The following is a 20,573-nucleotide window of genomic DNA, read 5'->3' as shown; positions in this document are numbered from 1 at the left end:
GCCTCAATCGGCGGCGCCCTTTCGAATCGCATCTCGCTGCAGGCTGATAATGGCAGCAGGCACAGGCTGACGAGCGCAGTGGTCCATTGTCTGGAGCGAGCGCAGTTTTTTCTCGATGGCATGGCTTTCTCCTTCTGCAATGCGTTTGGCGGCCTCGTTGCGGCTGAGCGTTTGCGACAGCTTGGCGAATTGCGCCTGTTGTTTCTCCAATTGATCCCGGTATTGCCGGACCTGTTGGCCCAGCGCCGTGTTTTCCTTCTGCAGGGCGTCCTGCGTGGCCTGCATGTGCTGAAGCCACCAGACCGCCAGCATGGCCAGGCCGATTCCGCTTGGCCATGACAGCTTTTTCAACATCAGCAGCCAGCTCATGGGTAGGATTCGCGCGGCAGTTCAAAATGGGGGCCGTCCTTCAGATTTTTCCAGTCGCCGCCCCAGGTGATCGGAATGCCCAGCTCGCGCGCCGCCAGCTTCATCGTTTGCGCCAGCGCGGCGAAGGCCGGCCAGTCCTGCCATGGAATCTGCTGATCGATCCATGGCGCCAGATCGATCGCATGGCCGGTCAGGTGCCGGCTGTTCAAGGTGCGGCTGGCGCCGTTCTGAAACAGCTGTTGTTGCCGCTCGGGACTGCGCACGCCTTCGAGAACGACAAAATCGCTTGGCGTGTTCTCCATGGCCCTGCGCACCACCTTGACCAAGTCCGGATGCACGCCGTCCATCAAGCGCAGGCTGCGTTCGCTGAAAGAAAATGCCGACATCACTTTTCCTCCCTTGTGTAAAAGAAGCGGTTCCACAGGTAGGCGAGGGCGGCGCTGCCCATGGTGCCGAACAGGCCGGCGATGGCGAGGGTGAAGTAGTGGCTGCCGCCGTTCTCGAAACTGAGCAGTCCTCCCAGCAGTCCGGTGAAACCGGATACGACGATCTGGCTGAGCAGACCGACGATGTCCCAGGCCTTGTTTTTTCCCTGCACCTCGATGATGTAGCGAACCAGGCCGCCCCAGGCTGAAAATCCGCCTATGACCACCCAGGTGGCGACTTGTACATTGTTGGGCGTGATGAAAGCCATGATGTGTCCTTAACGGTGTTTGCCGAAGTGAAATGCCAGCAGCGTGGCGCTTTGGATCAGCGCCGGCCGGTATTCGGCCGGGCGCGGGTGCAACTGGGGTGCAGCATTGAATCGTCTCCTGTCATCGGCGAACGGGCGCCACGCTTCCGCTCCGGAAGCCGCCGCCGCTTGGGCGTGCGGGCGTCGTCGTCGGGGCGGAACCGGCGGGCGATGATTCGCCTGGCCGGCGCCGGGCGCCGCATTTTCACGGCGGCTATCGGGCGTCGGATGGCAATGCGGCGCGGCGTTTCGTGGAGGCCGCCACGCTTGGCGGCCCGAGCCGGGCGAAACGATCGGCGACGCGTTTCATCTGGAATATCGCTTGCTGGTCTGAATTGGGCGCCATGCTAGTCGCGGCGGCGCGCCGGCGGCGGGGCCGCGCGGCGCAAATCAGAGTTGTCCGACCGATGGGGGGAGATGGGGGGCGGGGAGGGGCGAATGAGGGGTGGGGGGCATGGCCGTGCCGTCAGTCATTGTCCGGCGGCGTCGCGGCGGGGACGTGTCGAGGCAGGAAGATTTCCGCCACCATGCAGCGGGCGCCGCCGCCGCCGAGGCGCTCGATGGTGTCTATCGGCGCCAGCGCGATTCGCGCGTATGAGGACAGCAGCTCGCGCTGTTTCGCGGTCAGCGCCGACCAGGCTTGTCTGGACAGCGCGAATACCGGTTCGCCGTCGCGCGAGCGCAGTTCGAGCGCATTGCCGGCGAAGCGTTCCAGCTGGTCGTAGTCGATGTCGATGATGCGTTTTCCGCCGGCTTCCAGCGTATCCACCAGCGCCGCGCGCTCGCCGGCGTCCCACACCGACTCCAGACAGACCACGGCCAGGGTTTGGCCGATGCACATCATCACATTGGTGTGGAAGATCGGCCGGCCGCGGCGATCGGCCGCGCCGAACCAGAAAGGCCGATAACCGGTTTCCCGCTCTACCGCCTCCATCACCGCCGGGCTGGTGCGCGAGGAGCGGCAGACATAGGCCACTCGATGCGTGTGGTCGAACACCATGACGCCGGTGCCTTCATGGAAATGACCGTCGTTCTCGAAGGCGGAGAGGTCGACGACTTGCCTCAGGCGAAAGCGGCTGCCTATGGCGTCCAGGATGTCGGCGCGACGTTCCAGCCGGCGGTTCGGCGCCGCCATCGGGTAGAGCACGGCCTTGCCGTCGGCGTGCAGGCTGAGCCAGTTGTTGGGAAAGATGGAGTCGGGGGTGTGCGGTTCCACGGTGTCGTCGACGACCATGACATCGACGCCGCAGCCGCGCAGCGCGTCGACATAGGCGTCGAATTCCTCGAGCGCGGCGCGCTGGGCGGCGCCGCCATCCGTTTCCCGGTGCTGGAAGGCGTTGCTGGCGGCGGTCTCGGGATTGGACAGAAAGCGGACGGGCCGGATCATCAGTACATGGCTGGTGGTTTGCATGCGTTTCGTTTTCGATTAATCCGGCACCTTTCCGCGGCGCTGTCCGCGGCGACATCTGGACCGGTATTGATGTGTGTCAATGGTGAGCGCTATTTTGCACGCCCGGCGACTTATCAAAAAGCTGGCAAACATTACAATTTTTTTATACTGTTTTACAAAATGTTAGATCAACTTGGCGTTTTGACATGAACGATACCGACAGGCAGCTGTTGGCGCTGCTGCGCGACGACGCGCGCATGTCCGTCACCGCCTTGGCGCGGAAGCTGCGCGTGTCGCGGGCCACGGTTCAGAACCGCATCGCGCGACTGGAGGGGGGCGGCATCATCGTCGGCTACACGGTGCGCCTGAAGCCGGAAGCCGAGGCGCACCGCATCCGGGCCTGGATGGGCATCGCCGTCGACGGCAACAAGGCCGCGGCCGTGATGCAGGCGCTGCGCGGCGATCCCAATGTCCATACCTTGCACTCGACCAACGGCCGCTGGGACATCCTGGCTGAACTGCGCGCCGACTCGCTGGAACAATTCGACCGGGTGCTGGGGCGCGTTCGCCTGATTCCAGGCATTGCCGCCAGCGAAACCAGCATTCTGCTGTCCACGCACAAGACATAGCGCCGCCGGCCGCCTAGCCGTCGCTCGCCGCACATCCTCTCCTCCCATGCTTTCCGCCGCCTCGGCCTGGCCGCCGGTCGGCTGCTCCGCCGCGATCCGATTGCGGCAATCCGGACCGGACTGTCTATTCCGCCGCGCTGGCCGTATTCCCCTTCGATCCGGCATCGGGATTTTGTCAGCGTTTCTTAGTGCGTGAAATCGATCAATGATAATTGGTTCTTGTTAGGATTTTACTTTGTGGTATTAATTGGTCGGAGAAGTCTTAATTGCAGCTTGATTAAGGCGGATGTATTCGCTAGGGATTTTAATTCTTCACATGGTTGATTGATTCTTTAACTGTAAACCTAGTGGAGGTTGAAATGGCTATAACGGCGAATTTTCTGGAAATCAAGTTCAAAGACGATTCCAGCACCAGTAAGAAAGGGCTCTTTGCCAACGATGCGCATCAGGTCGGCATCACAGTCCGACTGCGCGGCGTGGACGGCAGCGGGAAGGTGATCAAGGACTTTCGTCCAGACACGATTGGCGGCTTGACCTTCGCCTATCTGGGCTCTGGTTTGCGCATACCGTTTTTCGGATATGACAAGGATCCGGGAACTGACTATAGCGGCCCGCTGGTGCAGCATAAAAGCAAGACGCAGTATTATCGGGATCTGCCGGTCAGTGCTTTCTATCAGGAAGAAGTCCTCGTCGCTGACGATACATCCGTAGTGCAGAGCATGGAAGAGGCGATGCCTGTCGCTAATTATGCCAGCCAGCCGGATACTTATTATGCTGACGAACTCGAGTGGGGTAACGATCCCGCGTCAGGGATTTTTTGGATGAATATCTATTTTCAAGCCAAAAAAGGGGCGGCTCTGGGCAGCCGGGAAATCTATGCGGTGTGGCAGCCTGATCCTGCGCATAATGGCGTTATTTTTGATACTTCCGGAAAAACGAATGCGGCATTGAAAAGTATTTTGGCTGTCGATGTGGTTCCGCCGATAGATTACAGCGTGCTTTCTAACTGGCAATTTCCAACCAGCTCATCCGAAACTCACTGGAATATAAAGAGCACGGTCGAGATCAAATCGAAGCAAAAGGGCTGGGTCGGCCCGCTGCATGATCATTCCTATGAAGCCAAATCCCGGTATGCCAAGTTTATCGTCAAAAGCATTCCGTACCAGAAGAACTCCCGATTTGCACTGGAGAGTGTGTACGATCTCTCGAATCATTTCAACACCATCCCGGTTGACTCTGACGTTGAATATACTGCCGGGGATATAACGTTGGCGACCGATGCCGTGGCCGTGTATTTCAAGGGTGGTGGAAGATCAAATGTCTATGCTGTTTTTGTTTCTCCATATGGCAGTCATGTCGGATTTTTGTCTGGTGTAACGCAAGTCGTTCCGTTGCAAGCTTTCAATCATCGCTATCGTATCCAGCTTCATGATCAAAACATTCCTGTCGATGGCAATCCGCCGGATGGTTTTGCCATCTATGTGTGGAATCTGGATTTCGATATGGATAATACCGAGCAGGAAGGGTGGCGTGATCGTCAGGTCGAGGTGAAGCTGAATATAAAAGATGTCTATGGGAATAGCGGCATGTTGCAAATCCCATCGGTTATCAGCGAGGCAGTTTTGGGCTGATTTTCAAGCATGAGCTGAGGGGATGAGGCCTGTTCGCGGATTGTTCCTGTGATAGCCAGATTTATGGGGAGAGTATTGAAAATGGTTGGTAAGACTGAAATTTATTCCCAAGCATTTAATTTCGAGAGCGCTGTCAATGGCGGCGTGGATCCGCGAACAGGTCTTTTTTCCTTTGGTTTCGACTTGGGTATCCTGTCAGGTAATCATGGCCTGACTCCGGCGTTGCCCTTGCGCTTGAACTACTTTCCATTGGGCGCCGGGGAGGCGACGGATGGCCTGGGCAAGGGCTTTTCCTTGAACGGGTTTGTCAAGTACGACCGGCTGCGGCGTCTGTTGATTCTGGCATCGGGAGAACGCTACCGCTTGATTGATGAAGACACGATGCCGGTGACCATCTGCCAATTGAAGCTGGATACCGTCCGAGTGCATCGCACGATAGCCGATGGCGTCCGGAAATACAGCGTCGCGTTGAAGAGCGGCGAGATTCATCATCTGGTCGCGCCATGGGGGCCGGATGTCTACGTGCCAGAAAAAATCGAATCTCCGCTGGGACATGCGCTTCACCTTCGCTGGGAATCTCCCGGCGCCGGGCATTTGCGCTTGAAGGAGGTGTTCGACGAAGAAAAGCGCGCGCTGTTGCGGATCGATTATCCGCCGGTCGACGGCGAGAGCGTCGCGATAACGCAATGGCCGGATTCTGCCGATGAGAAAGTCGAGTTGGCGCTCCATTTCGAAAATGGCTATCTGCGACGGATCATCAATGAAAGCCTGGGCGGCGACGGCATCGTCTGGACTTTGGGATATGACGCGGATGAGAAGATCACGGCGGCGGTGGGCGGCCTGTTGCTGAACGAGCTGAGCGCGCCGACCGGGCTGATCCAGCGCGTCAAGTACGAGCCGTTGCGGATGAAGTTGCAAGACGGGGGAGACGGCATCGGCTTGCCGGCGGTGGTCATGCATACCTTGCTCCCCGGCGTGGAACAGCCGGCGATTCAGACCTACTATGAGTACTCCGCCGCCAATTATCTGGGTCATGGCGCCCGCTTCAACGGTTCGCAAGGCGGCGCGGACGAATTGTTCGATATCCAGGTGCAGTACCACTATCAGTCTGTCGAGAAGTTGCTCGACAAATCGTTGAATCCGGTCAGCGCCATCCGGAGCACGACCCGAAAGTACAATAACTTCCACTTGCTGATCTCGGAGGAGGTTCGCGAGGGCAATTGCGTTTTCCGGCAGGAGACCGCTTATCCGGCGCTGGAGGGGCAGTCGTACCAGGCGCAGCCGGCGACGTTCCAGCTGCCGATCCGGCAGACGACAAGCTGGGAGACGGCCGGCCGGGCCAGAACCGAGTCGGTTTCGTTCGAGTACGACGATGCCGGGCAACTGGTCAAGCAAACCGCCGCGGACGGTTCGATCACCGTTATCGAGTACTACCCGCGCGGCGGCGAGCCGGGGCGGTGTCCGGCGGAACCGGAAGGATTCAGCCGCTATATCAAGAGCAAGACGGTCTTTCCTCCGATAAGCGCCGAGTTCGGCGACGAAACGGCCAGCCGCACCGAATACGTTTTCCAGGCGGCCAGGACGCGCGCCGGCAGCCTGCACCCGGAAGCGGCGTTGCAAAAGACGGCGACCTATTACGTCGGGGCGCCGGGTCCGGAGGCGCGCGACGCGATGCAGCGAGGAAAGCCGGCGTGGACGGCGTACCGTCCGCAGCGGATGGCGCAGGAACGCTATGATTATTTCGATGCCCCCGAGCAGATCGAGCATGGGCGAATCAAGACCCGGACCGTCACCACCTACGGCCCCGATCAAACGCCTTACGAGGCGACGCAGCATTTCACTTTCGAGCCGACGCACAGCGGCAACCACGATATCGCGCTGAAGCAGACCGTCAGCCTGACGGTCAAGAAAGATCCGCTGGACAAGCAGGCCGGCGGGTCGCAGACGGTGTCGTCCATCCAGGTCCAGTCGGCATTGACCGGGCGTCTGTTGTCCGAAACCAGCGCCCTGGGCAATACGGTGTCGTACCATTACGACCGGCTGGGCCGGCTGCAGACCCAGACGGTCCATCCGGATCTGGCGGAATATCGCAGCGCCGAGCGCTGGGATTATCGATGGCCCGCGGCCGACGCGCCGGCGCAACTGATCCATACCGACGCGCTGGGCAACCAGAGCCGCAGCAGCCATGACGGACTGGGCCGGGTGGTCCGGGAGGAGGTGTGCGACAGGGACAACGGCCTGGGCTGGCAGACGGTGGCGGTTCATCAATACGACGAGGCCGGCCGAGCGGCGCGCGTCACGATGACCGACGTCGTGCATGACCGGGCCAACAAGCCGGTGACGCTGCGCAAGACGGTAGAGCGAGGCTGGGACCAGTGGGGGCAGCTCAGCGTCGAGCGGGTGTTGGAAACCGGCCTGGAATCGCACCACGAGGTCGACCCGATCGGCCTGACCGTCACATCGTGGCTGGTCGGAACGGACCGCTGCAGCGCGAAGGGCAAGCAGTTCTACAGCAAGGCCAGTCATGATCCGACGCGCCGCATCGTCTTGGCCTACCACCGGGAAAGCCGTTCATGGGACGTCGAGGACAAGCCGTACAGCGCCACCGTATCGGTCTGGGACGGCGCGCACAGGCTGCGCCGCGGCACCGACGAGATGGGGAACCACACGCAATACCGTTATGACGTCTGGGGGCGGATGGTGGAAACCGTGCTGCCGGACGGCTCCGCGCTGCGCAAGCAATACGCCCCGTTCAGCCAGACGGCGCTGCCGACGCGGATCGGCGTCGTCGAGCACGACGTGGAGACCGTGGCCGGCACGCAGCGTTTCGATGGTTTGGGGCGCTTGAAAGAGACCGTCAGCGGCGGACGACCGACCCGGTTCGAATATGCGAACGACGCCGCGTCGCTGCCACATACGGTGACGGGCGCGGATGGCCGCGCCCGGGTCCACGCGGTCGACGACAAGCTGAACGAGGCGCTGAAGTCGGTCACCGCGACCTGCCCGGATCAGCAGCCCGCGGTGCCGGCCATCACGCAGTCCTATTCCTATCGACTGCCGCAGGGACAGCTGCAGACGGCGGAAGAGGCCGGCGGCGCCCAGTCGACATGGAATAGATGGCCGTCGGGGCGGCTGCGCGAAGAGGGGCAGGACATCCGCTCCGGCGGACGGAAGAAGGCCAGTTACCGTTATTCGCTGACCGGCAGTTTGCAGAGCGGCGTCGGCATCGACGGCGCAGCGCAGGCCCGCACTTACCAGACCGCGGCGGCGTATATCGGCAAGCTGATAGAGATCGCCGACGAGGCCGTCACCGTGACGCTGGAGTACAACGGCTTGCAGCAGCTTTCCGCCTGGACGGCGAAAGACAAGCAGGGGCACGCGCTGACCACGACCGTGGAGCGGGACAGCCTGGGGCGCGAAATCAAGCGAACGCTGGCCGCCAAATCCGGAGAGATCGATACCTTGCTGCAGTTCTGGTATCCGAATGGCCAGCTGCATCAGCGGCAGCGCTTTGGCGGAAGCAAGTTGTTGTGCGACGAGACCTTTGCCTACGATGCCCGCAATCGGCTGAAAACCTATACGGCGTCGGGTTCGCTGCTGCCGCGCGACGCTTATGGCAAGGCGATGCTCGGGCAGCGCTTCGAGTTCGACGCGTTCAGCAATATCCGCAAATGCACGACCTTATTGGATGGGGGCGGCGAGGACGTGGCGGAATATCTGTTCGAGAACAAGGCAGACCCGTGTCAGCTGAGCAAGGTGACGCATACCGCCAGCGACTATCCGGCCGCTATCGATTTGAAATACGACAAGGCTGGCCGCTTGGTGCGCGATGAGGCCGGCCGGACATTGCATTACGACGCGCTGGGGAGGTTGTCGCGGGTGGATGGTCCCGCCGGCAACGCCGGCTACAGCTATGACGCGCACGACCGCCTGGTTTGCCAGTCGGTGGAAAAATCCGGGATGGAGCACCGTCTCTATTACCAGGCCGACAGGCTGGTCAACGAGTGGATGACCCGGTCCGGACAGAAGCCGGCGGACGGCGACAGCCGCGTGCGGCTGGTGTACGGGGCCGGCGGCTGCGCGGCCCAGGTTAACGACGACGGCAAAACTTCGACGACATCGCTGACCGGCGCGGACGGCAAGGGCAGCATTGTTTCGCAGCAGGAGGACGGCCAGACGAAAACTTATTGCTATACCCCCTACGGTTATCGGTCGTCGCGCTGATGCGCGCGGTGCCGGCTGGCGCCGGCTTTTCTGGGCTGCGCGCCAGCCCGGCTTCGCGGATGAGCGGGTATTCCCGGCTTTGATGGACCGATGATTCCCCGGTCAAGCTCCCGCGCCATGCCGGTCTTGTCCGCAGCGGTCCGGATGAAGTCGGATCTTTCTTAAATTCCGCCCCGCCGGTCCTGCCGCGATGCCGGTCGGCTAGGCTGGGCCTCTCCTCTTTTCCCTGGCGGACCGCGGCCGGACGCTGTGCGATTCCTCTGCCGAATACGACGGTATGGCCGCGCATTGCCGGATGCGGTCGCGCCGGTCCGCCCTGGCAAGCCAGGATTGCCTTGGGCATCCCCGGGGATTGGGGCGGTGTCGGCCGAACGGTCGAGGAGGGGGAGGAAAACGGGCCGGCTGTCGTCGGCGCGTCGTGTTGGGAGCCTGTTATGTAAGCCGTGATTTTAAATTTCAATGGGACGCTAAAGATGAAATATACACGCATGCTTATTGAGGCAGAGTCCCCGGAAGAGCTTGGCTACGGGAAAATCAAATTCAATCTTTCCGAGAGCTCCGTCTCTGATCGGAAATTTAAAGACTTTGATATGGATTTGGATGATCTGACCCTGCTGTATGGCGAGCATCGTGGAGAGGCTCGCCTCCGCCGTTTGATCGCCAAGCAGAGTGATAGCCAAACTGTCGTCGAAGACGATGTCTTGATTTGCAATGGAGCGGCCGGGGCGCTGTTTATCATTGCCACTTCCTTGCTCGACAAGGATTCGCACTTGGTCGTGATCAGGCCTAATTATGCGACCAATATCGAGACTCCGAGGGCAATCGGGTGCGAGATAACATATATTGATTTGAAGTTCGATGACGGGTTCAGGATTGACCTGGGCGAGGTGGAAAAGGCCATTCGGCCGAATACTGTCTATATCAGCGTCACATGCCCACACAATCCTACCGGCACGGTCATGTCCTGGGCAGACCTCGCGCGGCTGGGCGCGATTGCGGAGAAGCATGACTGCCTGGTATTGGTCGATGAGACCTATCGTGATCTGGCCTATTCATCGCCTTACCCCACCGCGGCGGCCATCAGCGATCGATTCATCTCGGTTTCATCTCTGTCTAAGGCATATGGCACGCCTGGCATTCGTCTTGGGTGGTTGATCACGCGCCGCGCCGAGCTTTATAAGCTTTTCTTGGCGGCCAAGGAGCAAATCGGAATCTGCGGCTCTGTCGTTGATGAGGCGATAGGCTATGCGGTATTGCGTGAGCGGAGCGACTGGCTTGCCATCAGTAATAAGACGAATCTCAGCCGGCTCGCCATTGTCCGGGAATGGGTCCGATCCGAGGCTTATATCGAATGGGTTGAGCCTTCGGCCGGCGTGGTCTGCTTTCCGCGGCTGAAGGTTCCGGCTGGATTCAATCTGGATAAATTCTATGATTCCTTGCTGAAAAATCACCATGCATATGTTGGGGCGGGGGACTGGTTTGAAATGCCCAGGAATTATATGAGAATCGGCTTCGGCTGGCCTGAGGAGGGCGAGCTTCGGAATGGTCTGGCAAGCATTTCCGCCGCCATTCGCGAGCAACTCTAAGACCCGCTAACAAAACCCCTGATCCTGCGTTGCGCCTCCTTGTCGTACTCTCTGTACTGCCTGCGTCGGGCGCGCCTTGGCTCAGGTATTCTGCGAGGTTTTGTTAACGGCTCTAAGAGCCTGGGACTTGCGGCGGAGCGCGGACGGCGTTCCGCCGGCGCGGGGCCGGCTCGCCCGACGCTTATTGATCTATCGTGTAGCGTACCGTGTTCTGGCGGTTGTCGGGCGGGATGGCTCCCTGGGTCTGGGTGAACACCGCGGTGCCGGAGTTGTCGTTCAGGCAGGTCAGCACCAGGGTATAGCGGGTGGCCCGCCCGTCGTACAGCTCGTTGGCCTCCATCAGGCCGACCGTGTCGTGCAACTTGCGATACCGGTACTGTCCGCGCACGAGCAGGCCCTTGCTCAGTATCTTGTTTTCGTAGCCGTCTTTGCCGAACCGCAGCTTCATGATGGTCCCCGCATTCGGATTGCCGGGCGAGTATGCCGGATCGGCGACATTGATCAGGGTCTTGCCGTCCAGTTGTTCGGGGACGGCGCATGCGATGGCGGAAAGGCTGGTGCTTGCCAGCGCGATGGCGATCAGGGTTTTCATTGTTCGACTCCATGAGGTGACAGAGGGCGCGCCGGATGCCGAAGCCGGAACCGCGCGCCGCGCATTGTCGCCGGGCGAGACCGGCGACGGCGATGCCGAGGGTACTGTCGGATATTTCCTATCGGCGTCGCCGGTGGTGGGTAGAGGGTGGACCGTTTTCCGTCGTGCCGGTTCTGCAATACCGAATTGCGCCTCGTCCGGTTTCTGCCGCAAGCGCGAACTGCGATAGTCATGCCATCCGGATGCCGGTACTGTCATGGAGCTTGAGATGAGTGTGCGAACGATGAAGATCGAATGCGATGGCGCGGTGAAACGCGGTTTCTTGCGCAAAGCGACGATGGGGCTGGCATGGTTCGGCATCGCGTCGACGCTGTCGGTTTCCGCATGCGGGCAAACGCTCCCGGCGCCGGGCGGTTTGCCGCTGTCGCTGGCGATGGACGCCGTCGGCGAGACGGTGCGGGTGTGCGAGGCCAAGGGGCTCAAAGTCGCCGTCACGATCGTCGATCCGGATGGCGTGATCAAGCTGCAGGCGCGCGGCGACGGCAGCCCTATCCACTCCCAGGAGTTTTCCTATCGCAAGGCTTACACCGTGATGAGCATGGGGCCGATGCAGGGGGTGGACAGCAATAGCGCGCTGATCGGCAAGGTCTCGCCCGCCGCGAGCAATGGCGCGTCCATTCTGTTGATGCTGCCGGGCGCCGTCTTGCTGAAGCAGAACGGACAGGCGATTGCCGCGATCGGCGTCAGCGGCGCGCCGAAAAGCCTGGACGACGAGGCCTGCGCGCAGGCCGGCATCGACAAGATCAAGGGCCGTCTCTAGTGCTTGTCAGGCAGGCTCTCTGAACGCGCTGAAGCATTCCGCCAGAAAATCCAGGCAGGCCGATATCTTGGGCACCCGGTTGCGCGGCGCGAGGGTCACGGCCGAGATTTCGAACTCGGTCGGGTCCTCGTAGCCGGCCAGGACTTGTGTCAGGCTCCCGCGCGCAGCCAGTTCCTGGCCGATCACCTTGTTGATGCGGCCGATGCCCAGGCCCGCCTGCGCCAACGAGACGATGGCGGCGGTATTGTCGGCCTGTATCCGCCCGGCCACCGGCAGGACGGACAAGGCGTCGTCTTCGTCGAACGGCCATTGATTGTGAGCGCTGACCGCGGCATTGGCGATCAGATCGTGCCGCGCCAGGTCCCGCGGCGTTTCTGGCATGCCGCGCGCCGCCAGATAGGCGGGCGAGGCGTACAAGGCCCTGCGGTGCGATCCGAGCTTGCGCGCCACATGGGTGTCGCGCGGCGAGATGCCCGCTCTGACGGCGATGTCTATGCCTTCGGTCGACATATCGACCTGCCGGTCGGAGATGTGCAGGCTGATGTTGAGGTCGGCGTGACGGTGGGCCAGTTGGCGCAAACGCGGAATCAGCACGTATTCGGCGAGGATGCATGGCGCGCTGATTCTGACCAGGCCGAAGACCCGATTGCTGCGCGCCGCCAGGTCGTCGGCCAGGGCGTCCGCATCGCGAGTGATGGTCTTGGCGTGTTCGAGAAAAATGCAGCCGTCGTCGGTCAGCGACAAGCCGTGGGTGCTGCGGTGAAACAAGCGCAGTCCGCATTCCGCCTCCATATGGGACAGCATGCGCGATATCCGACTCGGATGCTCGCCTCGCTCCCGCGCCACCGCGGCGACAGACAGAGATTCGGCAAGCCGGACAAAGAGCTGGAAATCCTGCAGGGTGAATTTTGTCATGAGTCCTGGTTGCCGAAAATTCCACATGATGGCCGGCCGGCCTCATTCCGGCCGGAGCCGCTTGCAGAGAGGAGGCGCGCGGGGGAAGGGCGCGCCGATTCGGGGCAGAAGCATGTTAAAGACAGGCGCATGTCATCGGCAATGCCAATGGTGTTTTTAAATGTGAATAAAGAAAAAGCCGAATCAAATCAATGATTCGGCTTGTTTTGTTTACATTGTCAGGTCAGGTGACCATCAGAACGGGATGTCGTCGTCCATGTCGTCCATGCGCGGAGCCGGCTTCGGCTCCTGGCGGCGCGGCGCGGCCGGCGCTTCCTGGCGCTGGGCCGGCGCGTTGTAGCCGTAGCCATCGTCCATGCCGCCGCCCATGCCGCCGGAGGAGGCGCCGCCGCCCATCTCGTTGCGGCCGCCCTGCAGGCTCAGTTCGTTGACGCGCACGTCCGGCGACACGCGCTTGTTGCCGTCCTTGTCCTGCCATTCGCGCAGCGTCAGCTGGCCGTAGACCGTCACCTGCTGGCCCTTGGCCAGGTAGTTCTTCAGCGATTCACCGCGCTTGCCCCATACCTGGCAGCTGAACCAGTTGGTGCTCTTGCGCTCGCCGAAGCCGATGTCGCTGGCCACGCGGAACGACAGGACGGGCTCGCCGCTCGGGGTGTAACGCAGTTCGGCGTCGGCGGCCAGACGGCCGTCAAAGGTGATGCTGTTCATTCGATTCTCCGGATAAGTTCATACTGCTTGGCCTGCGCCGGGACGGCGGCCCGGTCGGGCGCCGGCTGCCGGCGCCGTCGGATTTGCCCGTGGTATCCAAGTCGGCGCGCCGCGTCGGGCCGCCACCTGCCGAAAAGGCCGGGGCGGCGGAACCCGAGCGGCCGGGCGCGGGCCGAACGATTGGGCGACATTATACACGGCAATCGCGGGCGGCTCGCGTGAAAACCGGAGGGTGCGGGGGCGGATGTTTCGGCGTAGGCTGTAGCATTCCGTCGTTGGCGCGGCTGGCGCCGGTTTGCGCGCCGCCAGTCATGGCGGGAACCGGCCAGGTCGGGCGCGGTCTTTCCTGAATCTTTGTGAGGAGAATGCAAGCATGATGATGAAAAACGCGGTGGTGTCGATGCTGGTGGCGAGCGTGGTGGGCCTTGGAGGCTGCGCCAATATGAGCGACACGCAGAAGGGCGTCGGAGGCGGCGCGGCGATCGGCGCCGGCGTGGGCGCGGCGATCGGCGCCTTGACCGCGGGCGGCCACGGCGGACGCAGCGCGGCCACCGGCGCGGCGATCGGCGGCCTGTTGGGCGCAGGCGGCGGCTATCTGTGGTCGCAGCACATGCAGAAGCAGAAAGAGGCGATGGAGCAGGCGACCAAGGGAACCGGCATAGGCGTCAGCCAAACCGCCGACAACCGGCTGAAGATCAATATCCCCAGCGACGCCTCCTTCGATACCGGCAGCTACGCGCTGAAGCCCAGCCTGAAACCGGTGCTGGACAAGCTGGCCACGACGCTGCAGCAGAACCCGGTGACCTCGGTCAACATCATCGGCCATACCGACAACACCGGCACCGACGCGATCAACAACCCGTTGTCGGTCAACCGCGCCAAGGCGACGCAGGGTTATCTGGCGTCGCGCGGCGTGGACGTCAACCGCATCGGCATCGATGGCCGCGGCTCGCGCGAGCCGGTGGCCGACAACGGCACCGTGTCCGGCCGCGCGATGAACCGTCGCGTCGAGATCTACGTGGCCGAGCCGGCGCAGCCGCAAAAATAAGTTGTTGGAGGCATAGGCGGCGGAGGCTGCGTTTCGCGATGGCGGGGCGCGGCCTCCGCCGCATTCAAATGTCAAACTCGGTGAAGAGGCTCGGGCCTGCTTGCGGTTCGGCCGGCGGCGTGTTTGCCTGGCCGACGACTACTGGCCATCGAGCCGGCGCGGCGAGTCAAAGCGTTTGCTTCGCGTTGAGTCCGGCGGTTTGCCGCTCGGCATCAGGCGTGCCCGACGTTGGCGATGACTGCGCATCGATGGCCCGATAGACGATGATTCCGGGCCATTTTTTCACGTAGTTGAGAAAGGGCGAGTCCACAACCTTCATATTGCTGGACAGCGCTGAGGCGTTTCTAAACATAGGGCCGTCGGGCTGGCGGACGAAAATGCCGGTATGCGTGACATCCAGTCCCGCGGCCTCAGCGTAAATCCCGATGTAGTCCCCGTCCTTTAATCTCTTCAGCGCGTCGTCGTCTATTTTTTCGCCAGGTATGTAGCTGATGTTTCGGCGCTTCGTTTTCAGCCCGGCAATGTAAGGGCTGCCGTCTGCCCTTTGATTGATTTGTTTGACTACGGTTATGGCGAGGCTGCTGATGGACTGCGTCACATCTTTCACATAGCGCGGCTCGGTGCTGACCCAGTCGGAGAAGAAGTGCTTTCTGGAGAGATAACTGACTTTCCCTTCGACGTAGCGGGTGAACATCACATTTTCGACAAAATTATGGATGCTGGAGGAGCGCCGCAACGACTCGACATAATCCAGATAAGTGAAGCAGTCCAACCTGCCGAAGTCCACCACCAGTTTTTCATCGGCATGATTCGAGCCTATCAATCTGCTGGGGAAGTAGGCGTTTCCCAGGAAAAGGCTTGAAAAGATTTTTATCTTCCAGCCGGGCGGAGATTTTTCGTTTTGCTGGAATATCTCAATCAGTTTTTGCTCTTTTATATTGTGAAAATCAATGTTGTTGTCTGCATATGCCGCGCCAGGAAAGAGGAGCCATGCCGCCAATAGCGTTTTTCTCATGATCGGGCTCTCGTTCAGTTGTTGCCGCGCGGCGGATGGCTGATGCCTTTGCCGGATGTCCGCATCGATATCGGGGCGGGCTTGCCGATTTCGCATCGGGATGCCGTCTTCAATGCGTAAACACCGCTGGAGGTGAGGGAGAGAGTCGTCCGAATCGCAGACTTCATGGAGTCTCCTTGCCAAGTTCAGGCGGATTGCGCGCCCGCAGGGGCGTCGAGTGGGATGGGGAAGCGCGAGGTCGAATGGCGCGGGAGGCGCCCCTCGGCGTACAGGCGGGAAACGGCATGGCTGAGTCTGGTGGCCCGCGGCGTGGCGCGGCGCTAGGCCTCAGGCATGGCGTCTCATGTTTTCCTTGTTGCTGATTTGATGAAAATCATTGTATTGCATGCCATTCGGCGAACATGGCGGATTTCGTGACGGAATTGAAAGCCGATGTGAATCCGGACGACCGAGTTGTTAACTACTGTTGCGATGTCTGAAATGTCTAAGGGCGGCCTTATGCTCAAGACCGCCCTTGATGGCGTCCGGGGGCTTAGAACGTGGCGTCTATCAGCCGGCGGACCTCGGTCTCGTCCCACTGCTGTTGCGACACCTTCAGATAGGCGACGCGGTCGGCCAGCACCACCACCGCCTCGTCGACGCCGGCCACCGAGGCCAGCTCGCGCGACAAGGCCTCGGCATCGCCCTGCCAGGCGTCGCCGATGTGGAGCATCACCGAGCGCACCGCCTTCGGCGCCTGCATGCCCAGCGACCAGATCAGCCAGGACAGCATCAGCAGCGTGGTGAAGCCGAACACGCCGGCCGGGCCGTAATGGCTGTACAGCCAGCCGCCGGCGGCCGCGCCGAGGAAGAGGCCGAATGATTGCGAGGTGTTGTAGACGCCTATGGCCGTGCCCTTGGCGTCGGCCGGGGCGATCTTGGAGATCAGCGACGGCAGCGTCGCCTCCAGAATGTTGAAGGCGATGAAGTACAGCGACAGCCAGCTGGCGATCTGCCAGAAGCTGTCCAGCGCCAGCGCCATGCCCAGCTGGGCGGCGGTCATCAGCGCGATGGCGCCGATGAAGACCGGCTTCAGCCTGGCCTTCTTCTCGCCGTAGATGATGGCGGGCACCATCAGGATGAAACCTATCACCGTCACCGGCAGGTAGACCTGCCAGTGCTGGGATTTGTCCAGGTGGGCGGTCTTGATCAGCGCGAAGGGCACGGTGACGAACATCGCCATCTGCGCCGCGTGCAGCGCGAAGATGCCGTAGTTCAGCCGCAGCAGCTGGCCGTTTCTGAGCACCGCCGGCAGCCGTTTGGCGTTGGCCTCGGTGTCGGAGTGGAAGCGCGACTGCGCCGGATCCGGAATGATCAGCCATACGCCAATCAGCGCCGCCAGCGACAGGAAGCCGGTCAGCGCGAAGATGCCGTTGACGCCGATATACTTCGCCAGCAGCGGGCCCAGCACCAGGCTGGCGGCGAAGGTGGTGCCGATCGACATGCCTATCATCGCCATCGCCTTGGTGCGGTTTTCCTCGCGGGTCAGGTCGGCCAATAGCGCGGTGATGGCGGCGGAGATGGCGCCGGCGCCCTGGATCACGCGGCCGATGGTCAGCGTGGCAATGTCGTGCGCGCCGGCGGCGACGAAGCTGCCCAGCGCGAACAGCAGCAGGCCGCCGTAGATCACCTTCTTGCGGCCGATGCGGTCGGACAGCATGCCCAGCGGCAGTTGCAGGATGGCCTGGGTCAGGCCGTAACTGCCCAGCGCGATGCCGATCAGCGTGTGGTTGTCGGCGCCCTGCAGGGTTTTGGCGTAGATGGCGAAGACGGGCAGGATCAGGAACATGCCCAGCATGCGCAGGGCGTAGATACCGGCCAGCCCCAGGCTGGCCCGCAGTTCAGTGGCATTCATGCGGTGTGTTTCGTTCTTGGGTATCTTGGTTTTAACGACCGCGCCGGGCAAATGGATGACGGCGAAACGGCAGATTCGGTGTCGCCGCTGCACGGACGAGTGGAGTCGGCCCGGCCAAGTCGGGTATATTAACAGGTTCCCTGACGACGGTGAGTAACAGCTTCTTATGGACAGCATCCGCATCCGTGGCGCCCGCACCCACAATTTGAAGAACGTCAACCTGGATCTGCCACGCAACCAGTTGATCGTGATTACCGGCCTGTCCGGCTCCGGCAAGTCCTCGCTCGCTTTCGACACGCTGTACGCCGAAGGCCAGCGCCGCTACGTGGAGAGCCTGTCGGCCTATGCGCGCCAGTTCCTGCAATTGATGGAAAAGCCGGACGTCGACCTGATCGAGGGCCTGTCGCCGGCGATCTCGATCGAACAGAAGGCCACCAGCCACAACCCGCGCTCCACCGTCGGCACCGTCACCGAAATCCACGACTACCTGCGCCTCTTGTTCGCCCGCGTCGGCGATCCGCACTGCCCGGACCACGATGTGCCGCTGTCCAGCCAGACCGTCAGCCAGATGGTGGACCACGTGTTGGCCTTGCCGGAGGAAATGCGGGTGATGATCCTGGCGCCGGTCATCGTCGGCCGCAAGGGCGAGAATCTGGATCTGTTCGACGACCTGCGCGCGCAGGGCTTCGTCCGCGTGCGGGTGGACGGCGAGGTATACGAGCTGGACGCGGTGCCCAAGCTCGACAAGAACAAGAAGCACACCGTCGAGGTGGTGATAGACCGCCTGAAGGTGCGCGCCGACATGCAGCAGCGGCTGGCCGAGAGCTTCGAGACCGCGCTGCGTCACGCCGAGGGCCGCGCGATCGCCGTCGAAATGGATAGCGGCAAGGAGCACTGGTTTTCCGCCAAGTTCGCCTGCCCGGTGTGCAGCTACAGCCTGCCGGAGCTGGAGCCGCGGCTGTTCTCGTTCAACAATCCGATGGGCGCCTGCCCCAAGTGCGACGGCCTGGGCGAGATCACCTTCTTCGATCCCAAGCGCGTGGTCGCGCATCCGGAGCTTTCCCTCGCCTCCGGCGCGATCAAGGGCTGGGACAAGCGCAACCAGTTCTACTTCCAGATGCTGTTGGCGCTGGGCGAGCACTATGGTTTCTCGGTCGCCGAACTGGCTTTCGACGACCTGCCGGAGAAGGTCAAGCACGTGGTGTTGCACGGTTCCGGCCGCGACAGCATCGAGTTCAGCTATATGTCGGAGAAGGGCACCAAGTTCACCCGCGCCCACCCGTTCGAGGGCATCATCCCGAATCTGGAGCGCCGCTACCGCGAGACCGATTCGATGGCGGTGCGCGAGGAGCTGGCCAAGTACCAGAACAACCAGGCCTGCCCGCATTGCAGCGGCTCCCGGCTGCGGCTGGAGGCCCGCCACGTCTTCATCGGCACGCGCACGCTGCATGAGATCAACCAGCTGCCGCTGAAGGAGACGGCGGACTTCTTCGATTCGCTGGAATTCACCGGCCAGAAGCAGGCGGTGGCGGAGAAGATCGTCAAGGAGATCCGTGAGCGGGTTTCCTTCCTGAACAACGTCGGCCTCGACTACCTGAACCTGTCCCGCTCCGCCGACACCCTGTCCGGCGGCGAGGCGCAGCGCATCCGGCTGGCCAGCCAGATCGGCTCCGGCCTGACCGGCGTGATGTATGTGCTGGACGAGCCGTCCATCGGCCTGCACCAGCGCGACAACGACCGCCTGTTGGGCACGCTGAAGCGGCTGCGCGACCTCGGCAACAGCGTGATCGTCGTCGAGCACGACGAGGACGCGATCCGCGAGGCCGACTACCTGGTGGACATGGGGCCCGGCGCCGGCGAGCATGGCGGCGAAGTGCTGGTGGCCGGCACGCCGGCCGACGTGGCGGCCAGCGAAAACTCGGTCACCGGCGCCTTCCTGTCCGGCCGCCGCAAGATCGCGCTGCCGGGTGGCCGCCGCGAGCTCTCCGAGGAGCGGATGCTGCAGCTGATCGGCGCCACCGGCAACAATCTGAAGGATGTGACGCTGAATCTGCCGCTGGGCGGCCTGGTGTGCATCACCGGCGTGTCCGGCTCCGGCAAGTCCACGCTGATCAACGACACGCTGTACAAGATCGCCGCGCGCGATCTGAACGGCGCCGGCGAGGAGCCGTCGCCGTACCGCGAGATCAAGGGCCTGGATCAGCTGGACAAGGTGATCAATGTCGACCAGAGCCCGATCGGCCGCACGCCGCGTTCCAATCCGGCCACTTACACCGGCCTGTTCACGCCGATACGCGAGCTGTTTTCCGGCGTGCCGCTGGCGCGCGAGCGCGGCTACGGCCCGGGCCGTTTCTCGTTCAACGTCAAGGGCGGCCGCTGCGAGGCCTGCCAGGGCGACGGCGTGATCAAGGTGGAGATGCACTTCCTGCCGGACATCTACGTGCCCTGCGACGTCTGCCACGGCAAGCGCTACAACCGCGAGACGCTGGAAGTGCACTACAAGGGCAAGAGCATCCAGGAAGTGCTCGAGATGACGGTGGAGCAGGCGCTGGAATTCTTCGCCGTGGTGCCGCCGGTGGCGCGCAAGCTGAAAACGCTGATGGACGTCGGCCTGGGCTACATCCGTCTGGGCCAGAGCGCGACCACGCTGTCCGGCGGCGAGGCGCAGCGGGTCAAGCTGGGCCTGGAACTCTCGAAGCGCGACACCGGCCGAACGCTGTACATCCTGGACGAACCGACCACCGGCCTGCACTTCCACGACATCGACCTGTTGCTGCAGGTGCTGCACCGTCTGCGCGAAAGCGGCAACACCGTGGTGGTGATCGAGCATAATCTGGACGTGGTCAAAACCGCAGACTGGCTGATAGACCTGGGGCCGGAAGGCGGCGCCGGCGGCGGCCAGATCATCGCCTGCGGCACGCCGGAACAAGTGGCGGCCAATCCGGTCAGCCATACCGGACGCTATCTGGCGCCGTTGCTGGCGCGGGACAAGGGCTGATACGTCAAAACGATGCGCCGG

Annotated in this window: 17 protein-coding genes; 8 read left to right on the top strand and 9 right to left on the bottom strand. The window is 62.1% G+C overall.

The window, feature by feature from the left end; all coding sequences use genetic code 11:
• Positions 1–3: 3 nt before the first annotated feature.
• From CXB49_RS12990 to ctlX, 4 genes are all read right to left on the bottom strand, one after another.
• Complete coding sequence (locus CXB49_RS12990) at positions 4–369, bottom strand: hypothetical protein (protein ID WP_101708791.1); 366 nt, start codon at positions 367–369, stop codon at positions 4–6.
• On the bottom strand, positions 366–755 hold the full coding sequence (locus tag CXB49_RS12985) for a M15 family metallopeptidase (RefSeq protein ID WP_101708790.1): 390 nt from the start codon (positions 753–755) through the stop codon (positions 366–368). The genes CXB49_RS12990 and CXB49_RS12985 overlap by 4 nt, the downstream gene beginning before the upstream one ends.
• Positions 755–1,063, bottom strand: coding sequence for a phage holin family protein (locus CXB49_RS12980; protein ID WP_101708789.1), 309 nt, complete (start codon positions 1,061–1,063; stop codon positions 755–757). The genes CXB49_RS12985 and CXB49_RS12980 overlap by 1 nt, the downstream gene beginning before the upstream one ends.
• 505 nt (positions 1,064–1,568) lie before the next feature.
• Entirely contained in the window at positions 1,569–2,513 is a 945-nt protein-coding gene (gene ctlX / locus CXB49_RS12975; protein ID WP_101708788.1) for a citrulline utilization hydrolase CtlX, read from the bottom strand.
• A 185-nt stretch (positions 2,514–2,698) separates the two neighbouring features.
• On the opposite strand from ctlX, the gene CXB49_RS12970 reads away from it, so the two are divergent.
• The 4 genes from CXB49_RS12970 to CXB49_RS12955 all read left to right on the top strand — a co-directional run bounded on the left by CXB49_RS12970 (position 2,699) and on the right by CXB49_RS12955 (position 10,562).
• Complete coding sequence (locus tag CXB49_RS12970) at positions 2,699–3,121, top strand: Lrp/AsnC family transcriptional regulator (RefSeq protein WP_101708787.1); 423 nt, start codon at positions 2,699–2,701, stop codon at positions 3,119–3,121.
• A gap of 359 nt (positions 3,122–3,480) precedes the next feature.
• Entirely contained in the window at positions 3,481–4,752 is a 1,272-nt protein-coding gene (locus CXB49_RS12965; protein ID WP_101708786.1) for a hypothetical protein, read from the top strand.
• A 228-nt stretch (positions 4,753–4,980) separates the two neighbouring features.
• A complete protein-coding gene (locus tag CXB49_RS12960) occupies positions 4,981–8,976 on the top strand; it encodes an RHS repeat domain-containing protein (protein WP_233492801.1) in 3,996 nt (1,331 codons plus the stop codon).
• A 473-nt stretch (positions 8,977–9,449) separates the two neighbouring features.
• Positions 9,450–10,562, top strand: coding sequence for a pyridoxal phosphate-dependent aminotransferase (locus CXB49_RS12955; protein ID WP_101708784.1), 1,113 nt, complete (start codon positions 9,450–9,452; stop codon positions 10,560–10,562).
• A gap of 181 nt (positions 10,563–10,743) precedes the next feature.
• On the opposite strand, the gene CXB49_RS12950 is transcribed toward CXB49_RS12955, so the two are convergent.
• Positions 10,744–11,154, bottom strand: a complete 411-nt coding sequence (locus CXB49_RS12950) for a hypothetical protein (RefSeq protein WP_101708783.1) — start codon at positions 11,152–11,154, stop codon at positions 10,744–10,746.
• Between the two features lie 268 nt (positions 11,155–11,422).
• On the opposite strand from CXB49_RS12950, the gene CXB49_RS12945 reads away from it, so the two are divergent.
• Positions 11,423–11,974 (top strand): heme-binding protein, encoded by a 552-nt coding sequence (locus CXB49_RS12945; protein ID WP_158300822.1) that lies wholly within the window; start codon positions 11,423–11,425, stop codon positions 11,972–11,974.
• Between the two features lie 6 nt (positions 11,975–11,980).
• On the opposite strand, the gene CXB49_RS12940 is transcribed toward CXB49_RS12945, so the two are convergent.
• Positions 11,981–12,889, bottom strand: coding sequence for a LysR family transcriptional regulator (locus CXB49_RS12940; protein WP_158300821.1), 909 nt, complete (start codon positions 12,887–12,889; stop codon positions 11,981–11,983).
• Here CXB49_RS12940 and CXB49_RS23960 point away from each other — a divergent pair.
• Positions 12,797–13,084 (top strand): hypothetical protein, encoded by a 288-nt coding sequence (locus CXB49_RS23960; protein WP_199406920.1) that lies wholly within the window; start codon positions 12,797–12,799, stop codon positions 13,082–13,084. The two genes, CXB49_RS12940 and CXB49_RS23960, sit on opposite strands and share 93 nt — an antisense overlap.
• A gap of 39 nt (positions 13,085–13,123) precedes the next feature.
• Here CXB49_RS23960 and CXB49_RS12935 read toward each other — a convergent pair whose 3' ends face one another.
• The gene (locus CXB49_RS12935) at positions 13,124–13,597 is read right to left on the bottom strand and encodes a single-stranded DNA-binding protein (RefSeq protein ID WP_101708780.1); all 474 of its coding nucleotides are present in this window, start codon (positions 13,595–13,597) and stop codon (positions 13,124–13,126) included.
• 373 nt (positions 13,598–13,970) lie between these two features.
• Here CXB49_RS12935 and CXB49_RS12930 point away from each other — a divergent pair, with 373 nt between their 5' ends.
• Positions 13,971–14,645, top strand: coding sequence for an OmpA family protein (locus CXB49_RS12930; RefSeq protein WP_233492800.1), 675 nt, complete (start codon positions 13,971–13,973; stop codon positions 14,643–14,645).
• 166 nt (positions 14,646–14,811) lie between these two features.
• On the opposite strand, the gene CXB49_RS12925 is transcribed toward CXB49_RS12930, so the two are convergent.
• Together CXB49_RS12925 and CXB49_RS12920 are read right to left on the bottom strand one after the other, a co-directional pair.
• Positions 14,812–15,756 (bottom strand): N-acetylmuramoyl-L-alanine amidase-like domain-containing protein, encoded by a 945-nt coding sequence (locus tag CXB49_RS12925; RefSeq protein WP_199406682.1) that lies wholly within the window; start codon positions 15,754–15,756, stop codon positions 14,812–14,814.
• A 436-nt stretch (positions 15,757–16,192) separates the two neighbouring features.
• Positions 16,193–17,554, bottom strand: coding sequence for an MFS transporter (locus CXB49_RS12920; protein WP_101708779.1), 1,362 nt, complete (start codon positions 17,552–17,554; stop codon positions 16,193–16,195).
• A 166-nt stretch (positions 17,555–17,720) separates the two neighbouring features.
• Between CXB49_RS12920 and uvrA the strand changes: the two genes are divergently transcribed.
• Positions 17,721–20,552 carry an excinuclease ABC subunit UvrA gene (gene uvrA / locus CXB49_RS12915; RefSeq protein ID WP_101708778.1) on the top strand — a complete coding sequence of 944 codons (2,832 nt, stop codon included), beginning with the start codon at positions 17,721–17,723 and terminating at the stop codon, positions 20,550–20,552.
• Positions 20,553–20,573: the final 21 nt, after the last annotated feature.

This window comes from Chromobacterium sp. ATCC 53434 (assembly GCF_002848345.1).
Classification (GTDB): domain Bacteria; phylum Pseudomonadota; class Gammaproteobacteria; order Burkholderiales; family Chromobacteriaceae; genus Chromobacterium.
Note: the sequence above shows the minus strand (reverse complement) of the source record. Positions and strands in the feature narration are given on the sequence as shown.